The organism is Frankia sp. RB5 (assembly GCF_059816245.1).
Genome location: NZ_JCBATA010000006.1, coordinates 57,342 through 78,055 on the forward strand (window position 1 = coordinate 57,342; position 20,714 = coordinate 78,055).

General features: G+C 73.8%; 16 protein-coding genes. 9 read left to right on the forward strand and 7 right to left on the reverse strand.

From position 1 onward, the window contains the following. Positions 1–12 precede the first annotated feature (12 nt). The 6 genes from AC6EXY_RS04605 to AC6EXY_RS04630 all read left to right on the forward strand — a co-directional run bounded on the left by AC6EXY_RS04605 (position 13) and on the right by AC6EXY_RS04630 (position 7,265). On the forward strand, positions 13–1,401 hold the full coding sequence (locus AC6EXY_RS04605; protein ID WP_101835458.1) for a hypothetical protein: 1,389 nt from the start codon (positions 13–15) through the stop codon (positions 1,399–1,401). Next, positions 1,392–3,689, forward strand: a complete 2,298-nt coding sequence (locus tag AC6EXY_RS04610) for a serine/threonine-protein kinase (RefSeq protein WP_499816746.1) — start codon at positions 1,392–1,394, stop codon at positions 3,687–3,689. The genes AC6EXY_RS04605 and AC6EXY_RS04610 overlap by 10 nt, the downstream gene beginning before the upstream one ends. Then, positions 3,686–4,873, forward strand: coding sequence for a protein phosphatase 2C domain-containing protein (locus AC6EXY_RS04615; RefSeq protein WP_499816745.1), 1,188 nt, complete (start codon positions 3,686–3,688; stop codon positions 4,871–4,873). Before AC6EXY_RS04610 ends, AC6EXY_RS04615 begins: the two co-directional genes overlap by 4 nt. Then, positions 4,873–6,138 (forward strand): vWA domain-containing protein, encoded by a 1,266-nt coding sequence (locus AC6EXY_RS04620; protein ID WP_499816744.1) that lies wholly within the window; start codon positions 4,873–4,875, stop codon positions 6,136–6,138. Before AC6EXY_RS04615 ends, AC6EXY_RS04620 begins: the two co-directional genes overlap by 1 nt. Continuing rightward, positions 6,135–6,863, forward strand: a complete 729-nt coding sequence (locus tag AC6EXY_RS04625) for an FHA domain-containing protein (RefSeq protein WP_499816742.1) — start codon at positions 6,135–6,137, stop codon at positions 6,861–6,863. The genes AC6EXY_RS04620 and AC6EXY_RS04625 overlap by 4 nt, the downstream gene beginning before the upstream one ends. An 81-nt stretch (positions 6,864–6,944) precedes the next feature. After that, positions 6,945–7,265 carry an antibiotic biosynthesis monooxygenase family protein gene (locus AC6EXY_RS04630; protein ID WP_165818582.1) on the forward strand — a complete coding sequence of 107 codons (321 nt, stop codon included), beginning with the start codon at positions 6,945–6,947 and terminating at the stop codon, positions 7,263–7,265. Positions 7,266–7,286: 21 nt separating this feature from the next. Here the strand turns inward: AC6EXY_RS04630 and tnpB are convergent, their stop codons facing one another. Genes tnpB through AC6EXY_RS04660 form a run of 6 tightly spaced genes read right to left on the reverse strand, consistent with a single transcriptional unit; the run spans position 7,287 to position 13,736 of the window. Then, complete coding sequence (gene tnpB / locus AC6EXY_RS04635; RefSeq protein ID WP_499816741.1) at positions 7,287–8,639, reverse strand: IS607 family element RNA-guided endonuclease TnpB; 1,353 nt, start codon at positions 8,637–8,639, stop codon at positions 7,287–7,289. Next, entirely contained in the window at positions 8,636–9,541 is a 906-nt protein-coding gene (locus tag AC6EXY_RS04640; protein WP_499816739.1) for an STM4011 family radical SAM protein, read from the reverse strand. Before AC6EXY_RS04640 ends, tnpB begins: the two co-directional genes overlap by 4 nt. Then, complete coding sequence (locus AC6EXY_RS04645; RefSeq protein WP_101831332.1) at positions 9,541–10,881, reverse strand: STM4012 family radical SAM protein; 1,341 nt, start codon at positions 10,879–10,881, stop codon at positions 9,541–9,543. The genes AC6EXY_RS04640 and AC6EXY_RS04645 overlap by 1 nt, the downstream gene beginning before the upstream one ends. Then, positions 10,878–11,681, reverse strand: coding sequence for an STM4013/SEN3800 family hydrolase (locus AC6EXY_RS04650; protein WP_243407400.1), 804 nt, complete (start codon positions 11,679–11,681; stop codon positions 10,878–10,880). Before AC6EXY_RS04650 ends, AC6EXY_RS04645 begins: the two co-directional genes overlap by 4 nt. Continuing rightward, positions 11,678–12,808, reverse strand: a complete 1,131-nt coding sequence (locus AC6EXY_RS04655; RefSeq protein WP_243407401.1) for an STM4014 family protein — start codon at positions 12,806–12,808, stop codon at positions 11,678–11,680. The genes AC6EXY_RS04650 and AC6EXY_RS04655 overlap by 4 nt, the downstream gene beginning before the upstream one ends. 7 nt (positions 12,809–12,815) lie before the next feature. Further along, positions 12,816–13,736, reverse strand: a complete 921-nt coding sequence (locus tag AC6EXY_RS04660; RefSeq protein WP_101831335.1) for an STM4015 family protein — start codon at positions 13,734–13,736, stop codon at positions 12,816–12,818. 551 nt (positions 13,737–14,287) lie between these two features. On the opposite strand from AC6EXY_RS04660, the gene AC6EXY_RS04665 reads away from it, so the two are divergent. Then, entirely contained in the window at positions 14,288–15,499 is a 1,212-nt protein-coding gene (locus tag AC6EXY_RS04665; protein WP_101831336.1) for an esterase/lipase family protein, read from the forward strand. A 318-nt stretch (positions 15,500–15,817) separates the two neighbouring features. After that, complete coding sequence (locus tag AC6EXY_RS04670) at positions 15,818–16,654, forward strand: hypothetical protein (RefSeq protein WP_101831337.1); 837 nt, start codon at positions 15,818–15,820, stop codon at positions 16,652–16,654. A gap of 105 nt (positions 16,655–16,759) precedes the next feature. Here the strand turns inward: AC6EXY_RS04670 and AC6EXY_RS04675 are convergent, their stop codons facing one another. Next, positions 16,760–18,973, reverse strand: coding sequence for a Stk1 family PASTA domain-containing Ser/Thr kinase (locus AC6EXY_RS04675; RefSeq protein ID WP_499816738.1), 2,214 nt, complete (start codon positions 18,971–18,973; stop codon positions 16,760–16,762). Positions 18,974–19,445: 472 nt separating this feature from the next. On the opposite strand from AC6EXY_RS04675, the gene AC6EXY_RS04680 reads away from it, so the two are divergent. Further along, positions 19,446–20,594, forward strand: coding sequence for a COG4705 family protein (locus tag AC6EXY_RS04680; RefSeq protein WP_243407402.1), 1,149 nt, complete (start codon positions 19,446–19,448; stop codon positions 20,592–20,594). Positions 20,595–20,714 lie beyond the last annotated feature (120 nt).

Below are 20,714 nucleotides of genomic sequence, written 5' to 3' on the forward strand. Positions count from 1 at the left end.
GGGACGAGCACGATGATCGCCGGCGGACTGTCCGCGGTGGATGTGGCCATCGAGCGCCTGCGGGAGGTGACGTCGCAACTCGCGGTGGACCTCTTCGCACTCGACGGCCATCAGGGCCGGGCGCTGCTGGACCCGCCGGACCGGTGCACCGGGATGACCGCCGCACGCGCGGTCGTCGCGCTCGATCGACTGGCCTGGCTGTTCGAGCGCTACCTGGAACTGTCCGACCTGATCGCCACCGTCGACGCGCTGCCGGGCGGACGGTCCGCCCGGCGACGCGAGCGGGCAACGATCCTGCTCCGCGCCGCCGCGACGGCGGCCCGGCCGCGGCCACCCCACCCCGAAACCGGCGACCCGTCGGCTACCGACCCGGGCCCGGCCCCCACAGCAGCACCGTCAGCCGCAGCGGGGCCGTCAGCCGGACCAGCACCGTCAGCCGGAGCAGCACCATCGGCCGGAGGGGGGTGGGCGCCCGGCGCGGCGCAGGTGGCCGTGCCGGAGCGGCTGCTCGCGGACATATCGAAGACCGTCGGACGGGTCCGGGCCGACTTCGACGCGGTGCAGGCCGCACAGGACGGTCTGCTCTCCGACCTGACCGGGGTGCATCAGGAGGTAGCACGGGTGTCCGCCGAGGCGGCCCGGATCGGCGCCACAGCGCTCGCGGAGCTCGGCGCGGCCGAAGCGGCGCTGGCCGCGGTGATGGAGGCAGCGGCGAGGGACCCGCTCGGGGCCCCGCCCGGGCAGGCGACCCGGGCCGGCGAGGCCGTCGCGCACGCTGCCGCAGCCGTGGATGCGCTGGCGCTGGCCTATGACGCCCTCGATACCGGGCTGCGCGACGCCGGCATGCTGCTCGAGGAGATCGTGGACACCGCGACGGCGGGCGAGTGGTCGGCCCAGGAAGCCACCGGACGCATCCGCCTGGCGGACGGGGACCTGCTGGGGCTGCCCGACGGCTGGCTCGATGATCCCGGCCGCGGCCTGCGGCCCTGGCTGGACCGGCTGCGCGGGCTGGCCGCGGGACCACCGGAGCGTCGCCTGGCCGCCGCCCGCGGCCTGGCAGCCTGGACCGCCGTCGCCGAGCGGACGCGGGCGCACGCCCGCCAGGTCGCCGACGCGAACGCACTGCCGCTGCGCCGCCGGGGCGAACTGCGCGGTCTGCTGGGCGCGTTGCGGCAGAAGGCCGTCGCCTCCGGTCTCGCGGAGGACCCCGCGCTCGAGATCATGTACGCCTCGGCCCACGACCTGCTGTACACCGCGCCAACAGACCTGGCGGCGGCGAGCGCCCAGGTCACCGTCTACGCGGCGGCGCTCGACCGCGACCGGAAGGCGTCCCCGCCGGCGGCCGGTCGCACGTGGGGCCATCGGATGGATGAGGGACGAGGGGGCGCGCCATGCCAGTGATCGCCTGCCCGGAGCCGGGCTGCCCGGGCGTCATCGAGGACGGCTACTGCACCGAGACGGGCCTGGCCCACAGCACTCCCGACGCCAGCGCCCCGGCCGGGGGCGGATCAGCGGGTGGCGGATCAGCGGGTGGCGGATCAGCGGGTGGCGGATCAGCGGGTGGCGGGTCGGCCAGTGGCGGGTCGGCCGGAAGCGGATCAGCGTCGCCGGCCGGTAGCGGGCCGAGCGGCGGGTCGTCGCGGTCGGGCAGGTCGCGCCGGTCGGGGACGGGCTCGGGGCGGCGGCGCGGGCTCGGCGGCGGGCTCGTCGAGATCCCCGAGATCGCCGTGCCCGACCCGTCGTCGCGGCTGCTGACCTCGCCCAGCGTGCCGGAGTCGCGGCGGTTCTGCCCGAACGGCCACCAGGTCGGCCGGGCCAGAGGCGGCCGACCGGGCCGCACGGTCGGGTTCTGCGGCGAGTGCCAGGCGCCGTTCTCGTTCGTACCGGCGCTGAAGGCGGGCGACACCCTCGGCGGCTACGAGATCGCCGGCGCGCTCGCCCACGGCGGCCAGGGCTGGATCTACCTGGCCCGGGACCGCTCGGTCGCCGACGACTTCTGGGTGGTGCTCAAGGGCCTGCTCGACGAGGGTGACCCGGATGCCCGCGCCGCCGCCATCGCCGAGCGGCGCTTCCTGGCCACGGTCGACCACCCGGCGATCGTCAAGATCTTCACGTTCGTCGAGGACGGCGGCACCGGCTACATCGTGATGGAACACGTCGGCGGCACGTCCCTGCGCGACGTGCTGAAGGAACGCCGGGCCGCCGCCGGGCGCACCGACCCGCTGCCAGCCCAGCTGGCGATCTCCTACATCCTCGCCATCCTGCCGGCGTTCACCTACCTGCACCGCACCGGCCTGGTCTTCTGCGACCTCAAGCCGGACAACATGATGCTCGGCCGGGACACCGTCCGGCTGATCGACCTCGGCGCCGTCCGCCACCTGGACCAGCAGGGCGGGGCGAGCTACCACACCCCGGGCTACGCCGCCCCCGAGATCGTCGAGGCCGGCGGCGCCGGGCCGTCCATCGCCTCCGACCTGTACACGGTTGGGCGCACGCTCGCCGCCCTGCTGCTGAACTTCCGGGGCAACACCACCACCTACCGATACTCCATCCCGCCGCCCGCCGACCATCCGGTGCTCTCCCGGTACGACTCGCTGTACCGGTTCCTGGTCAGGGCCACCGCCCGCGACCCGGACGAGCGGTTCGCCTCCGCCGAGGAGATGCACGACGAGCTGGAGGGGGTGCTGCGGGAGGTCGCGGCGGACGTGACCGGCAAACCGTCGCGGTGGACGAGCCGGCGTTTCACCGCCGACGCCCATCCGACCGGGCGCTCACCCGACGGTGCGCCGGCCGGCCCGCCGTGGGTGGTGCTGCCCGGGTTGCTCGTCAACGACGCCGACCCGGCGGCGGGCGCGCTGGCCCGGCTGCCCGCCGTCGACCCGGACGAGCTGGAGTCGCTGCTCGCCGCGGCGGGCGTCGAGGGAGTGGAGGTGCGGCTGCGCCTCGCCCGCGCGCAGCTGGAAGCCGGCCGCTTCGCGCGGGCACGGGAGCTGCTGGACGCGGTGGAGGCCGAGGACCCGTGGGAGTGGCGCGCCGCCTACTACAGGGGTCTGATCAGCCTGGCCCAGGGGGACGCGGGCGCCGCCCGTGACCTCTTCGACCAGGTGTACGGGCAGGCCCCGGGCGAGCTCGCGCCCAAGCTGGCGCTGGCCTACGCGGCCGAGGACGCCGGCGACCCGGCCCTCGCCGAGCGGCTCCACACCGTCGTCGCCAGCACCGACGACACGATCACCAGCGCGGCGTTCGGCCTCGCCCGGCTGCGGGCGGCGGCCGGTGACCGCGCCGGCGCGGCCGCGGCCTACCGCCGGGTGACCCCGGCATCCCCCGCGTACGAGCAGGCCCAGGCAGCGCTGGCCCGACTGCTCGGCACCCGCACCGCGGCCGGCACGCCATCCCGGGACGACGTCGCGGCGGCCGCGGGCGTGCTCGACGCGCTGCCCACACAGGCGCCATCACGGCCCGCGCTCACCCGCGACCTGCTCACCGCCGCGCTGGACCTGCTGGAGCCGCGCGGCCCGCTGCGTCCCGGCGACGACGTCCACGTCGCCGGCCGCCCGTTGCGGGACGCCGACCTGCGGCTCGGTCTCGAGGAGGTCTACCGCCGGATGGCCCGGCAGGCCGCCACCGACACCGAGCGCCACCGCCTCGTCGACCAGGCGAACCAGATCCGACCCTGGACCTTCCGTTGACGCCCGCCTCCCCGGAGCCCACATCGCCCGAGCCCACCTCCCCCGGCTCGCACGGCTCACACGGCTCACACGAGACTCCCGCCCGCCCGCCGCTCTGCCCCGCCTGCGGCGCCGAGGCGCTGCCGACCGACCGATTCTGCGAGGCCTGCGGCACCGCCCTGCAGCAGCACGCCTCCGCGCCCGCCGATCTCCCGCCCGCACCGACACCGTCCTCGGGTCCGCCGCCCTCTGACGTCGTGGCCTGCGCCGAGTGCCAGGGCATCGAGGTCGACGCCGACGGCTACTGCGTGACCTGCGGTCTGCGGCGCGCGGCGGTCGACCCGTTCGACCACACCGAGATCGACCGCGGCCCGGTCGGCGGGGTCAGCGACCGCGGCCTGACCCACCCGACCAACGAGGACGCGATGGCCGCCGACGCGTCTGCCGCAGGCGGTGGGGCCCTGGTCGCGGTGGTGTGTGACGGGGTCTCGCAGGCCGCCGGATCGGGTCCGGGGGCCCGCGCCGCCGCCGAGGCCGCCCTGGCCACGCTGGCGTCGGCCACGCTGGCGTCGCGGGCCGCCTCGATCGCCGACGGCGACACCGGAGCGGACGGCGCAACCGGAGCGGACGGCGACACCGCCGATCTGGGTGGCGTCGGCGGAGCGGCCGGTGACGCGATCCGCGCCGCGGCCGCCGCCGGCCAGGCCGCGATCGAGGCCCTGCCGGCCGGGCCCGGCGAGGATCCGTCCTGCACCTTCGCGGCGGCGCTGTTCACGGGCGGCGTCCTGACCGTCGGCTGGCTCGGCGACAGTCGTGTCTACCTGCTCGACGGAGACGGCCCGAGGCTGCTGACCGCCGACGACACGGTCGCGGCCGAGGCCGCCCGGGCCGGCCTCATCCCGGCCGAGGACGCGGAGACCGCCCGCGGCGCCCACACGATCACGTCCTGGCTGGGCCGGAGCAGCCCGCGCACCACGCCGCACATCCACGTCGCACATCCGACGGGACCCGGCCGGGTGCTGCTCTGCACTGACGGCCTGTGGAACCACGCCTCGCCGGCCGGCGTGCTGGCCGCCCTCGTCGCCGAGCTGCCGGCCGGCGCGTCCGCCGCCGAGGTCGCCCGTCACCTGACCGCCGCGGCCCTGCGCGCCGGCGGCCACGACAACATCACCGTCGTCGTCATGGACATTCCCGGGAGAGCCTGATGGTGTCGTTCACCAGCGAGGTACATCTGAACCCGCACCTGCCCGAGGAGGGCACGCAGGTCGACGCGGTGGTCACCGTCAACGCCGACGTGGGTGCGAGCGCGATCGGGGCCGGCCCGCGGGCGGTGGAGGTGATCCTGCTCGACTGCTCCGGTTCGATGGGCGGTGGCCGCAAGATGGAGGAGGCGCGGCGGGCGGCCGCGGTCGCCGTCGACACGTTGCGCGACGGCGTCTCCTTCGCGGTGGTCCGGGGCGAGTCGGGCGCCACGATGATCTACCCGGCCAGGGGCCTCGCCGTGGTGTCCGACCGGACGCGGCAGGAGGCGAAGGACCGGATCAACCGGCTGGCGGCGAGCGGCGGCACCGCCATCGGCAGATGGCTGCTCGCGGCCCGCGACCTGATGCTCACCGCGCCCGGCGCGATCCACCACGCCCTGCTGCTGACCGACGGCCAGAACGGGGAGGCGCCGGAGACGTTCGCCGAGGCGCTGACCGCCTGCGAGGGCGTGTTCCAGTGCGACGCCCGCGGGGTCGGCGCCGACTGGAACGTCGAGGAGCTGCGCAAGGTCTCCACGGCGCTGCTCGGCACCGTCGCGTTGCTGCGCCGCCCGTCGGACATCGCCGAGGACTTCCGGACCGTGATCCAGACCGCGATGGACCGCGGCGTCGGCGACGTCCGGCTGCGGATCTGGGCTCCCCGGGGCGCCAGCGTCCGGTTCGTCCGCCAGGTCTCTCCGCAGATCGACGACCTGACCGCCCGGGCGGTGGCCGTGAGCGACCTTGTCCACGACTACCCGACCGGAGCCTGGGGATCGGAGACCCGCAACTACCACGTCTGCGTCGACGTGCCGCCCGCGCCGGTCGGCGGCCGGCGCCTGGCCGCCCGCATCAGCCTCCTCGACGGCGAGGACACCCTGTCGACGGCGAAGGTCGAGGTGACCTGGACCGATGACATCGCCGAGTCCACCCGGATCAACCCGGTTGTCGCGCACTGGACCGGGCAGGCCGAGCTGGCCAGCGTCATCCAGGACGGCATCCGGGCCCGGGCGGCAGGTGACGACGAGGGTGCCGCCACCGCGCTGGGCCGGGCGGCCCGCCTCGCCGCCGAGTCCGGCGACGTGGACACGCTGCGCCGGCTGGAGAAGGTGGTCGACATCGTCGACGCGTCGACCGGCCACGTCACCCTGCGCCGCAGGGTCGACAGACTCGACGAGATGGACCTCGACGCCTCGTCCACCCGAACCGTCACCCCGAAGGCGCCGTGAGCCCGCTCTGCCCGGACGGCCACCTGTCCACCGCCGACGACTGGTGCGACACCTGCGGCCTCCCCCTCACCCCCGGTCCGGCGGACGAGGGCGGCCTGGCGGACGATGGGGCTCTGGCGGCGCCGGCGACGCGGTCCACCCCGCCGCCCGGGACTCCACCGCCATCCGAGCCGGTCTGCCCGGTGTGCGCCGAGCCCCGCTCCGGCAGCCGCTACTGCGAGGCCTGCGCCTACGACTTCGACACCGGCGCCCCCCTGACCGCCCCCACCCCGCAGCCGATCCGCCTGGCCCCACCCACGCCCGCAGCACCGCAGGCGTCGACGCCGGTCGAGCCCGACGCGGGCTGGGTGGCCGAGGTCTGTCCCGACCGCGCGTTCTTCGACCGCAACGACGACGAGGTCGAGTTCCCCGACCCGCCCACGGGACGCCGCGTCGTCCTCACCGGCGAGCGCACGCTCATCGGCCGGCGCAGCCCCCGCCGCGACATCCGGCCGCAGATAGACCTCTCGGTGGCCCCCGAGGACCTCGGCGTGTCCCGCGCCCACGCCTTCCTCGACCACGCCGCCGACGGCCAGCTGACCGTCACCGACCTCGGTTCCGCGAACGGCACCTGGATCGGCGAGGACCGGACCCCGATCGCCCCCGGCCGCTCTCTCCCCCTCGCCGACGGCGGCCACATCTACGTCGGCTCCTTCACCCGCATCACCGTCCACCGCACCCGCTGACCGGAGGGAGTGCCGTCGGCACGGAAGTGCAGTCGGCGCGGAAGCGGTTCGCCACCGCCCGACTGGTCCTAGGCTGTATTCGTGACTGTTGTGAAGATCAATGCGATCGAGGTTCCCGAGGGTGCCGGTCCGGAGCTGGAGAAGCGGTTCGCGAACCGGCTGCACGCGGTGGACGGCCAGCCCGGCTTCCTGTCGTTCGAGCTGCTACGGCCGGTGAAGGGAGACGACCGGTACTTCGTCGTCACCCACTGGGACAGCGAGGAGTCGTTCCAGGCATGGCTGACCGGGCCGGCCATGGAGGCGCACTCCGGCGAGCGCGCGCGTCCGGTGGCGTCAGGCTCCTCACTGCTCGAGTTCGAGGTCGTCCAGCAATCGGCGGCCGGCGGCACCACGCCGGCCTGACGCCGCGGTGACCGTTGCGAGTCATGAAGCATGAGTAAGCCTCTGTCTCGCAGCCGCCTCTTGCGGGGCGGCGGTCCCGGTCTGACCGGCCGTGGCCGTGCCGGGTTCCCGCTTCCCAGCCACCCGCCGCGCGGACGCGGTCTTACGGTCGGCTCCACGGGCGTTTACCGTCTCCGATGTACTGGCGGCGACGAGGTTGGACAGGTTGACCGCGGCGTTGTGGTCGCGGTCGACTGCCAGTCCGCAGGACTGGCAGGTGAAGGTGCGGTCCGACAGGGTGAGGCTTGGGTTTCGCCAGCCGCAGCCGGAACACGTCTTCGACGATGGATACCAGCGGTCGGCGACGACGAGCGTCGAGCCGTACCAGCCGGTTTTGTAGGCGAGCTGGCGGCGGATCTCGGCCATCCCGACGTCCGAGATGGCGCGGGCGAGCCGCCGGTTACGGACCATCCCGGCTACGTGCAGATCCTCCACCACGATCATGCTGTGGTTCTTCGCCACCCGGGTGGTGAGCTTGTGTAGCCCGTCGCGCCGCTGGTTCGCGATCCGGGCGTGGATGCGCGCGAGCCGGGCCGCGCGCTGCCGACGCCCGGCGCTGCCCGGTTCCGACCGGGAGTAGGCCCGCGACGCGCGGCGCAGCGTGCGCAGCGAGCGGGCCAGCGGCTTCGGGTTGGCGACCTGCTCGCCGGTCGAGAGCACGGCAAGGTGCTTCACGCCCGCGTCGACGCCGACCGTACCGCCGGCACACTGCCGGGCCGACGGGCTCTCGGGAACGTCGCGGTCGACCTGCACGGTGAACGACACGAACCAGCGGCCGGCGGTCCGGGACACGGCCGCGCCCAGCAGCCGCGCCCGGCCGCCGGCGAGCCGTGAGGTGAGCGCGCCCATCGGCTCGTGGACCTTCACCCGACCGATCCGGGGCAGCTGGACGTGCAGGTCACCGGCCGGGCCGTAGGCACCGGTGGTGTACCGGAACGACTCCCGCGCCTTCCCGCGCTTTTTGAACCGGGGGAAGCCGACCCGACGGCCCCCACGGGCACCCTTCCTCGAGTCGGAGAAGTTCTTCAACGCGCGGGCGAGACGGTCCAGCCCGGCCGAATACGCCTCCTTCGAACACTCGCCCCACCACGGCGCGACATCATGCTTGGCCGTGTTCCACGCCAGCCGCAGCGCGGGCAGCGTCCACGGCACCGGCGTGAGCTGATCGCCGCCCTGGCCGTACGACATCTCGGCGTCGCGCTGAGCGAGCGCGGCCTTCACCCGGGCCACACCCCAGTTGTAGGCGAACCGGGCCGCCCCGGCGTGACGGGACAGCTTCACGGCCTGGGCATTGTTCGGGTCGAGCGCGAACCGATACGCCTGCAGCGTCCTCACCCGGCGTCCTCGGTCGCGGCGGCGACCGCCCGGCGGGCACGATCCGCGGCGGTTCTCCTTGCCGCCGGAATGCGTTCCAGGATGCCGTCGGCGAAGGTGCGGTAGAGGTTCAGCGGTTCCAGGTGGACGTAGCCGATGTGGCAGTCGCAGACCGCCAGCGGGCAGGGCGGGCGGGGACGCAGGGCGGCGCGGAACGAGCCGTCGTAGAGGTTGCCGAGGACGGTCGGGACGAAGTGGCAGCGGCGGACCGTGCCGTCGCCGTCCACGGAGACGACGGTGTCGCCGGTGTGGCAGGGCAGCCCGCGGCTGGGATGCGGGGTGCGGCTGACGGGGAAGAGCGGGTCGATCGCCGTCCAGTGGGCGGCCTCGGCGGCGGTGTAGGTGAGGCCGTCGGCGGCGTTCACCCACAGGTACACCTCACCCGGCAGGTCGGCGCGCAGGCGGCGAGCTGCGGCCAGGTGCTCGGGCTGCCCCACGATGCCGACGCTGAAGCGCACGCCACGTTCACCCAGGTCACGGCACCTGTCGAGGAACCGTTCGTAGGGCTCCTGGCCCGGGTGGTAGGTCGCCCACAGCGCGAGTCGGCGCACGTCGGCGTCGGCCGTCCAGTCGACGCGGTGGCTGAGGTTGGTCTGGATCGCGACCCGCCCGACGTGCGGCAGGTGGCTGAGCTCCACCAGCGCGCGGCGGTACCACGACCGGACGAGGCCCTCCCCCCACGGGGTGAACAGCACCGACACGCCGTGGGGCTGCTCGCCCACCCAGCCGGTGAAGCGTTCCAGCGCCGCCCGGTCCGCCCGCAGCTGCTCGGGCGTGTCCCGCCGCTTCGCGAACGGGCAGTACCCACAGTCGTGGTCGCAGCTGGCCAGCGGCCCACGGTAGAGGATTGTCAGCGGTTCCATCAGCGGGGGACGTGGTCGGTCATGAGGGCGCGGACGCGGGGTGAGAAGAGGGCCGGTCCGACGGCGTCGGAACGGGCCAGGCCCTCCGCGGACAGTCGCAGGGTGCTCGGGCCGTGCTCCGCCAGCCAGCCGCGCGCGGCGAGGCCCGTGAGCTCGGCGCTGGTGTCGAGGGCGGCGTCGGCGGCGGTGCCGAAGCGGGCGCGGTAGGCGGCCCGGTCGAGGCCGTCGGCCTGCAGCAGGGACTGGACGAGGTGGCGCCGGCGGCGTTCGTCATCGTCGAGGGCGAAGCCGACCCGGGGACGGTCGACGTCGGTCGCGCGCACGTAGTCGTCGATGATCGCGCGTACCTGACGGGCGCCGACCGCGTACTCGAACGAGTAGTGCAGCGCCGAGGTGTACGAGCGGGCGCCACAGCCGAGGCCCACCATCGCGTCGGTCTGGCAGCAGTACCGCGTCCCGCCGGTGCCTGCGTCCGAGTCGAAGCCGTCGGTCGGCAGGCGGAACATGCGCATCGAGACCTGCTCGTATCCCTCGGCCAGCAGGTGGTCGCGGCCCTGGCGGTACAGCTGGAGGCGCTGGTCGTCCCAGTCGAGGTCGCGCCGGCTCAGGCCGGTCAGCGGGCGGACGTACAGCGGGTACAGATACAGCTCCTCGGGCCGCCAGGCCAGCGCCGCCGCCAGCGACCGCCGCCAGCTGGCCGCCGTCTGGCCGCCGATGCCGTAGATGAGGTCGATGTTGAGCGTGGGAAAGCCGAGGGCGCGGATGCGGCCGAGCGCCGCGTCGACGTCGGCCCGTTTCTGCGGACGGCCGGCCGCGCGGGCCTCGTCGTCCAGGAAGCTCTGGACGCCGATCGAGACGCGGGTGGTGCCGCGTTCGCGCAGGACGGCGAGGCGGTCGATGGTCGCGGTGGCCGGTGAGGTCTCCACGCCGAGCGGGATGGTGCCCGATGCGGCGAAGCGGGCGCCGATGTCGCAGAGGCGGTCCAGCTCGCCCGCGGTCAGGTAGGTCGGCGTGCCGCCGCCGAAGGCCGCCGTGGCGAAGGTGGCCTCCCCCAGCGCGTCGGCGACGCGCGTGGCCTGGCGTTCCAGCGCGTCCAGGTAGGCGCCGGTGAGGCCGGCGGGCGCGCCCGTGCGGGTGAACAGGTTGCAGAAGCCGCAGCGCATCTCGCAGAACGGGATGTGCAGGTAGAGGGCGAGCGCGGACCGGTCCTCGCCGGCCCACACGTCGTGCAGGCGGGGCGCGGGTGTGAGCGGGCGGTAGGCCGTCTTGTGCGGGTACGCGTAGACGTACTGCTGGTAGGGACTGTCGCCCCGCGGGTACGTGCCGCCATCGTCGATCATGACAGCACGAACTCGCCGTACGGGACGGTCCAGACGACCTCGTGGCCGAGGCGATGGCCGGTGTGGCCGTCCTCGCCGTAGGCGGTGCCGTGGTCCGAGCAGACGATCACGAAAGACGGACGGCGCATCAGCGCGAACAGCCGGCCGAGCGCCCGATCGACGTGGCGCAGCGCGGCGGCGTGGGACGCGCGGGTGTCGCCGTGCTCGCGGGTGGCGCCGTCCAGGTAGAACCAGTTGGGCTGGTGCAGCGCGGCGACGTTGAGCAGCAGGAAGAGCCGCTGGTCGGGTGGCTGCCGGTCCAGCACCTCGGCGATCCGGTCGATCTGGTGGTCCAGCGAGCCGGGGTCGGTGACGCCGAACCGGGTCTCCCAGTGACTCTCGGCGAACAGGCCCGGCAGCGCGGAGCCGATCGGCGTGAGCCGGTTGAAGAAGCCGACACCACCGACGCAGACCGTGTGATAGCCGCTGGCCGCGAGCCCGGACGGGAGGTCGGCGGCGTCGAACGTCCAGGTGCCGGGGGCGGTGGTCGCGCTACCGGGGAAGCTGCCGGCGAACAGGCGCGGATGCGGGCCGGGGTTGGCCGGCGTCGGCAGGAAGCCGGCGAGCATCGCGGTGTGCGCCGCGTAGGTGAAGCTGCCCGGGGTGTGGCGGCGCTCCCAGCGGCCGCCGGGCAGCAGGCCGCACAGCGTCGGCGTCTGCCCGGCGGCCGCGAGTTCGGCCGCGACGTCGTAGCGCAGCGTGTCCAGGGTGATCAGCAGCAGGTCGTGACTGCCGACGACCTCGTTCATGTCCCGACTCACGAGGCGGCTCCAGCCAGGTGCGCCGCGAGCATGGCGCGGACCTGGGCGGCGTAGGCGTCGAGCCCCTCCGCCCAGGTGCCGGTCAGCCCGGTGATCCCAGGCAGCAGATCACCGAAGGCATTGACCTCACCGACCGCGACGCGGCGCCAGCCGAGCTCGACGAGCAGGTCGACGCCGACCATCAGGCTGCCCGGGAAGCAGGCCGCCGCCCGCGCGCACGTCTCCAGCGCCCGGTGCCACCCGACCGGGCCGAGCGCCTCGCGCACCGCGGGCACCGAGCCGCGGGCACCCCCGAGGTGCAGGTTCGTCATCGGGGTGCCGCTGGTCCGGACGACCACGTGGGTCGGCTCGCCGGCGATCACCACCACCCGCAGGTCGAGGACGCGGCCGTCCAGGGCCGCCTTGGGCCGCCACCGCTCGACGTGCAGCCCGTCCGGCGCCAGCGCGTCGATCAGGGCGGCCACCTCGGGCTCCGCGTCGTAGGCCCGCACCCGCAGCGCGTTGACGTACCCGGCGCCCTCGCCCGCCGGCGCAGCGGAGGTGACGGCCCTGACCCGCCCGCCGGGCGCCGCCCGCAGCGCGACGACGCCGGCGGCGGACGATCCGTGCGCCGGCTTGACGAACACCTGGTGCAGGCCCGCCGCCGCCATCCGCGCGCGCAGCTCGGCATAGTCACCGACGGGCCCCAGCGCCTCGGGGACGGGGACGCCCGCCGCGTGCAGCCGGGCGTGGCAGCGCCGTTTGTCGCACAGCACGGCGATCTCGTCCACGTCACCGAGCGGCCGCGCGCCGACGGCCGCGCCCGCGGCGGCGATGCGCGCAAGCGCCGCGGTGAAGGTGGCGTACCACCGCGCGCCGCCACCGACCCGCGCCGGATCGCCGGGCCCCCGCAGCAGCGCGTCGACCTCGGCGTCGTCGCCCGGCGAGTCGATCCGCAGCGGCGCGCCGGGCACGATCCCCAGCCCGCCGCCGCTGCCACCGCCGCCAGGGCCACCGCCGCCAGGGCCGGTGGCGCCCAGCACGCGCGCCCACGGGACGACATGTGGCTCGTCCAGGCCGCCCGCACGGCACGCGGCGGCGAACATCGCGACGCGCCGGTCTCCGGGCGACCCGATCACGGTGACCATCACGCTGCTATTCCGAGACCGCGACGTAGCGGTACTCGTCGTCCGGGCTCTCCTGTTCGTCGAGGTTGACGCTGACGCCGGGCAGGGCGATGCGCAGCCTGTTCATCCCGGCGTCGGTCAGGTAGTGGTGGTGCAGGTCGAGTCGCCGGAGGTGGGCGAGCGGCTGACCGGACAGCAGGGCCGCAGCGCCGTCGTCGGTGAGCGCTCCCATGGCCAGGCTGAGTGACTCCAGCCGGGCGACGATCGGCGCCCCCGCGAGCGCCCCGGCGACCGCGTCGGCGATCTCGGCGTCCTCCAGCCCGAGGTGCCGCAGCGCGGGCAGCCGCTCGCCGCCCAGGATGCCGGCCAGGTCGGCCTCCGTCGTGTCGCCGCCGTACTCGTCGGTGCCCAGCCACAGATCGAGGTGCTCCAGCGCGGGGAGATCGCTGTCGCCCACCGCCCGCACCACCGCCGCGGGCAGGCCACCGGACTCGAACCGCAGCGTCCGCAGGACGCGGCTGCGCACCGGGCGCAGCCGCAGGCCGTTGCTGCCGCGCACCTCCAGGTGCTCCAGGTGGGGGAACGCGTCGAACAGGCGGCTGACGTCCGCGTGTTCGATCCAGGAGATCTCCGCCTCCTCCATCACGATGTCGCCGAGGAACAGCGCGCGAAGCCCGGGCAGCCGGCCGGCCGCCTCCACCAGCAGCCCCACCGGGTCGACGGCGCCGTGCGTGTCGTAAGAGGCGCCCCAGTAGCCGACGACCAGATGGGTCACCCCGGCCGTGGCGACCTCGTCGAGAAACGCCCGCAGGACCTCCTCGAACACGGGCCCGTCGAACGAGGCCGCGATGCGCCAGGCCACCTCGCCGCCCGGCTTCCCCGCACGCCCGTGCTGGAACTCGACCACCGGCCGCCCGGCCAGCTCCCTGAGATGCTCGTTGATCGTCATCCGGTTCCCTTCAGGGGGACTTCGTCGGAAACGTCCTATCAACCGCCACCGACAGTCTGCCTCCGACGACGGGGCGAACAGGCGCGCGCATCCCGCGGTTCGGCCATCACCACCTGTCGTGCCACGGCGCGGACGACGCGGCGAACGATCGACCGGCAGGGCCTCGGGGCGTGCCGGGAAGCACGGCGCCAGGCCGGGCGGTAGTCGTGCGCCTGCGGACCATGCTGACGTCGTGGTCACCCGTCGACCTCGAACGGTTGCCACAGCGGCGAGGCCGCACCGTCCCGCGGGACCGCGGGCGGGAGCCGCGCCAGGCAACCCGCCCCGCCGACACCACCGCCCACGCCACCGGGACATCCGGTCACCAGCCGATGAGCGACCGACACAGCCGACGCGAGAGGGTGACGAGCATCATATTTCGATCCCGACTCGACAGGTGTCGATCTTGAGGTGGGACGACACGCGGCCCCGCGAGTCGTCGCCCGGACAGCACGGTCCGCAGCCGAGATACTTCGCTCCGTAATCATTCGCGAGCGGAGAGAGGACACGGGATGGCGAACCAGGATCTCGAGCGCATCCGGCGGGCGATCAAGCCGATCGGGCTGGTCACCGCGGCCGGCGAGGAGCCGGCGCGGCAGGCACCGCCAGCGGACGGCGAATGGTCGCTTCCGGGCGGCACGGCACGGGTCTACTACGGCCAGGGCAACCGGGGCCTGGTCCGCCCGGTGCTGCTCGCGGACGGCTTCAACCTCGGTCCGACGAACTTCGACGCCTCCTGGGAGCACGTCGACGGCGAGCCGCACCGGTTCGCCACCCGGCTGCGCGAGCGGGGCCGCGACCTGGTCCTGATCGGGTTCGACGAGCGTTCCGCGTCCATCCTGGACAACGCGAGGACGGCGACGGCCGCGATCCACCGGGCCGTCGCGGAGCGCCTCGGCGGCAACCGGCTGGCGGTCGGCGGCTTCAGCATGGGTGGCATCGTCACCCGCTACGCGCTGGCCCGGATGGAAATGCAGCGGATGGATCACCAGGTCGGGGTGTACCTCTCCGTCGACAGCCCGCACCGGGGCGCGTCGATCCCGATCGCGCTGCAGGCGATCGCCCACCACCTCGCCCCGGTGAACGCCGCCCTGTCCCAGCTCATCAACAGCCCGGCCGCCCGCCAGCTGCTGTGGCGCCACATCGAGACTCCGACGGCCACGCCCGCCGAGGACCCGCTGCGCACCGAGTTCCTCGACCAGCTGCGCCAGATCGATGACTGGCCGCGGATCCCGCGCCTGCTCGGCGTCGCCAACGGCGTTGGGGACGGCCGCCGCAACGGCGTCCCGCCCGGTGTCGAGGCGCTGCGCAGCAACGGCCCGTTCCTGACCGGAACCCAGCTGTTCACCCAGGCCGGCGGCCGTGACCGCATCGTCGCCGAGATCAAGGGCCTGCTCGGGAACGTCACCGTCCGCACCAACGACTTCCCCGACCTCGACGGCGCCCCCGGCGGCACCCTCGAGTCGTTCGGCATTCTCGCCGACACCCTGAAGGAGGCCGGCGAGAACGTCGACGTCTCCCACCGCTCGATCTGTTTCGTGCCGTCGGTCAGCGCCGTCGCCGTCCGCGGCATCGAGACCAACGACGACCTCTACGTCAACATCAACCAGCTGTCTCCGGACGAGAGCGCGCTCGACGACTTCCTCACCTCGTCCAGCGGGACCCCGCACAGCGCCCTCACCGAGGAGATCGGCACCTGGATCCTCGACCGCCTCCCCGACTGATCCGACCACCTCGACCACCTCGACCACCTCGACGGCCTCGACTCCACGGCGCCGCGTGGGCTTCCACCCACGCGGCGCCTCGGGCGAGGTGTCCGCGACAGGACAGGTGCCACACGCAACGTCCGACAAGATCATCGACGTGAGCCGGGCGCGCGCGATGTGCGCCATTTTTTCCTGGTTTTCTCCCGGCCGACAGGCGAGGCATCATCCGCTTTCGCTGCCATGGCTCGGATCGGGAACAGTTAACGGAATACGCGTAAGGCTGGGCGCATCGGAAAGCGGACCGGGGAACGCCCGCGCGGGATTCATCATCCAGCCATGAATATCACTCGAACCGCCGCACGGCTGTTCCTTGCAGTCGGCGTCGTTCTCGGCGCGTTCTTCTCCTGCGTGTACGCGGCCCAGGCGTCCCCATCGACGGTCAAGGCGGTGCCTCCGCCGCCGCCGTCATCGTCGACGACGACCCTGGCCCCCCCGCCGGCGTCCCTTGTCACCGCGAAGTCCCGGGCGCGCGTCGAACCGGACCTCGACTACCGAGTCACGCTGTCCGCCGACCCGGGATCGCCAAGGTCGACGCAGGACTCCACCCTGACCGCCCGGTCCCACGTGGACGTCGGCCCGACCCCCTACTGGATCAGCATCGTCGACACCAGCGCCCACACCTACGTGACCCGCTGCGGCTCCGGAACTGTCTGCACGGCCTCCGTCACGCAGCCGACGCCGACGACGCACACCTACGTCGCCTACGTCGCCCGGCTCAGCACGGCGATCCCACCCCATGGCGCGGTCGGGACATCGCCGACCGTCTCCGTCACCTGGTCGCCGGAGTACCACCTGTCGCTCAGCGTCGCGCCGCGCGACTTCACCTCGCCCACGGCGAGGATCACCGCCACGTCCTCGGTCAACGTCGGGCCCACGCCCTACTTCATCGAGATCTTCAACCGGCGGACCGGCGCGCTGGTGACGTCCTGTGGCGACGGCACCACCTGCACCGCCAGGGTGAACCTGCCGTTCGGCAACACGACGTTCATCGCCTACATCGGGAACTACAGCGACACGCAGCCGCCGCCCGGCATCGTCGCGACGTCCAACCGCCTCACCGTGCACCGGCTGCTGCAGCCGCCCCGCCCGACGCTGCGCCCGTACGGGGACTGATCACCGTCCATGCACACCTGGACCGACGCCGCCAGCCGGAAACCCCGGCGGCATCGGTCCGTGCCGGGCAGCGAGGCCGACCCGAGGGTCAGGCCGACCCGAGGGTCAGGCCGCGCCCGCGGACGAGGGTGGCGGCGGTGACACCGGCGGCGGTTCACTGCTGCCGCTCGTCGGTGCCATCGCGACCGTGATCGTCACGGTGGTGCCGCGGCGAACCGTGCCCGCCGCCGGCGACTGCGCGAGGACGGTGCCCGCCGGCCGCTCGCTGGTCTGCCGCTGCACGACGACGTCGAGGCCGTAGCCGCGCAGCGTGTTCTCCGCGTCCGCGCGGGCCTGGCCCACCACGTCGGGCACGCTGACCTGGGCGCTGACCACGGTGATGGTCACCGTCGTCCGGAAGGCGACCTGCGTGCCCGCGGCCGGATCGACCTTCTCCACCAGGCCCGGGCCGACGGTCGACGGGCCTCGCTGGACGCGCACGACCACCTCCAGCCCGGCGGACGTCAGCGCCGACCGGGCGTCCGCCTCGCCGCGGCCCACCACGTCGGCGACGGTGGTGTGCCCGGCTCCGCTGGACACGGTGAGCCGGACCAGGGCGCTCGGATCGGCCTTCGTCCCGGCGGCCGGATCCGAGCTCAGCACCGTGTCCTCGGCGGCGCGGTCGTCAACAGCGCGGGTAACCGTCACCTGGGTGAAGCCGGCGCCGGCCAGGATCCGCAACGCCTGCTGGGATGGCTGGCCGACGACGTCCGGCACCACGGACGCCGTCGACCCCGATCCCGGCCCTGAACCCGACGCCGAGCCCGAGGCCGTCGTGGTGGTGCCACCGGACGCCCCCGCGGTCGGCCCGACCTCGCCCTGCCCGACGATGTCCCCGCGCCCGGCCGACACCGTCAGCACGACCTTCGTCGAACGGGCGATGTCGCTGCCGCTCGCCGGATTGACGTCGACAACCGTGCCCGCCGGCGCCGTGCCGTCCGGCTTCGTCACCCGCCCGACGTGCGCGAAACCGGCAGTCCGCAGCCGTGCCTCGGCGTCGTCGACGCGCAGGCCGATCAGACCGACCGGGACGGTGAGGGTCTGCGGGCCACCGGTGCCGGTGGCCCGATCGCCGAGCGCGCCGCGCACCGCGAACGCGACGGCACCACCCGCGAGCAGGACGCTCAACGCGGTGATCGCGACCAGCAACGTCCCGCGCCGCCCGCGCGCCCGCCCCGTCGGAGCAGCCGCGAGCTCCGTCGGAGCGGCCGCGAGCTCCGTCGGAGCGGCCGCGAGCTCCGCGCGGACCTCGTCCCGAGCCTTCGTGGCGGCAGGCGCGTCCTCGGCGCCTGCCGCCGGTGCCGACCGTGCCCCGGTCGCGACGGACTCGACGTTGGCGATGGGTGCGATGGGTGCGATGGGTGTCGCGTCGACCCGCACGCCGAGGCGGATCATCCGGTTGAGGATCTCCTCCGCCGTCGGCCGCTCGGCCGGATCGCGGCGCATCGCGTCACGGACGATCGCGGCGAGTGCGGGATCCAGACCGTCCAGCACGACGTCCGTGGTGGCAATGCGGTACAGCAGCGACGGCACCGATCCGGTGCCGAACGGCGGGCGGCCGGTGCTGGCGAAGACGATGAGGCCGCCCCAGGCGAACACGTCCGTCGCCGACGAGACGGGCGCCTCCCTGGCCTGCTCCGGCGCCATGAACGCCGGTGTGCCCACCGACCTGCCCCGGGTGATGGTGGAGCTGTCCGACGCCCAGGCGATGCCGAAGTCGATGACGCGCGGGCCGAGCGGCGAGAGCAGCACGTTCGACGGCTTGAGATCACGATGGACCAGGCCGGCGCCGTGGATCGCGGTCAGCGCCGCCGCGACGCTCACCGCGACCCGCTCGACGTCCGCGGAGGCGAGCGGGCCGTTCCCGGCCACCGCGTCGGCCAGGGTCTGCCCGGCGATGAACTCGGTGACCAGGTAGGGCGCGCCGTCCGGCGTCTCGGCGACGGCCAGCACCTCGGCCGTGCAGAACCGGGCGACCCGGCGGGCGATCTGCGCCTCCCGCCGGAACCGGGCCCGGTACTCCGGATCGTCGGCGAGCTCCGGCCGGACCACCTTCACCGCGACCAGCCGGCCCGCCGCGTCGGGCGCACCGGACGCACCTGGCGCCCGGCCGAGGTAGACGGTGCCCATCCCGCCCTCGCCGAGCCTGGCCAGCAGCTCGTACTCGCCGAGCGCGGGTGGGTCGGTCGGACGCAGCGGCCGTCCCGGCAGGCTCACCGCCGCGCCGGGCGCCTCGTCCTGGTCGGGCACCTGCCCGACCGCGCCTGCGTACGAGTCCACGACGCCTCCGGCAGGACCAGTTGGGTCGGACGGCGCACCGCCCCTCGACAGGAGGACGTGCCGCCACCGGGCCGGGTTGCGCCGCAACGGCGCGTCGACAGGTGTCCGATTCCCGACACCGGTTCACCGGCGGCCGTGCGCGCCCCGATCGCGCGGTCAGGCGCCGACCTCCGACCGCCTCGACCGGCGCCGCCACAGCGTGCCGGGGGAACAGGGTCAGCGCGGCCAGCGGCGTCAGGCCCCACGCCCCCCGCCGCGCGGCGCGGCGCGGCGCGCACCGGTGATTCCCGCCGCACGGAGACGGCCCGCACGCACATCGAGACCACTACGAAGAATTCGCCTTCACATCGTTTCCACATTTGCCTTCTCCTAAGGTCACCCCGACATCTGATCACGGTGCGGCAACGACACGGAACGGACAGCCCGGCACACATCCGCCCTCCCGCGTCACATTCACAGGAGAATGGTTCATATGACGGTTACGGTAGCCGCGGGCCGCCTGCGCTCCGAAATCCGGACGAGTTCGGGAGACGGGAGGCTTCCGCATGTCACCGCCGCGTTCTGGGTCATGAAGGTCGCCGCGACGACACTCGGCGAGACCGCCGGCGATCTCTTCGCGCAGACGCTGGGACTCGGGTACTTTCTTACGACCGCCGCCCTTTTTGCGCTGTTCGTGATGACCTTGGCCGCCCAGCTGATTTCCCGTCGCTATCACCCGTTCCGCTACTGGACGGTCATTCTGTCCACCAGCATGGCCGGCACGACGATGTCCGACTTCATGAACCGCGACTCCAGCGCGAGATATCTCGACAGGAGTGCTCGGTCGCTGGGATGGGGTCCGCAGGGCCTTGGTCTCGGATATCCCGCCGGCGCGGCGATGCTTGTCGCCCTGCTGCTGGCTGTCTTCGCCGTCTGGAAGCTCACCGGCCTGACCTTCTCGATCCGCCGCATCGACACGTTCCGCGGCGAATGCCTGTTCTGGGCGGCGATCCTGGTGTCGAACACGCTGGGCACCTCGATGGGCGACTTTCTGTCGGACAGCTCGGGCCTCGGCTACGCCGCGAGCGCCCTGCTCATCACCGGCCTGCTCGCGCTGCTCCTCGCGCTGCGCGCCGTGCCGGCGGTGTCGAACGTGGCGCTGTTCTGGCTGGCTTTCGTCCTGACCCGTCCCCTCGGCGCCACCGTCGGAGACTTTCTGACCAAACCCGTCGCCAAGGGCGGGCTCGCCCTCGGCACCGCTGGGTCGTCCGCCCTCCTTCTCGCCCTTCTGGTCGCGATGGTCAGCCATGCCACGCTCCGCGAACGACGAGCCCGATGGACCGCGCCGCCGGCCTCCACCACCGCGGTCCTAGCTGGAGAAGTGGATCTGCGGGTCGCCGGTGAGGTGCCAGGAACGTCCGAGGAGGGTGAGTTCGCCGGTGGCCACCACGGGCCTGCGCTGCTCGTGGGCGCGGATGGCGAGCCGATAGGCATCTCCGGACAGCTCCAGGCGCACCCGGCGCCGCACTCGACCGACGTTCCCGTCGATGAGGACGACCCCGCCATCGTCGTCCTCGGCCCGCTCGAGCCGGGTGACGTGGCCGACGATATCGATGTGCGATTCGGTGGGGCGCTGCCGTAGCGAACGGACGACCCTCTCGACCTGCTCGCGGCCCGGCCGGGGAAGCTCCACCCGGTCGGGAGTCCCGGGGCTGCGGGGCAGTGATTCCGAGAAGACGAACGACAGGTCGAGAGACCGCAC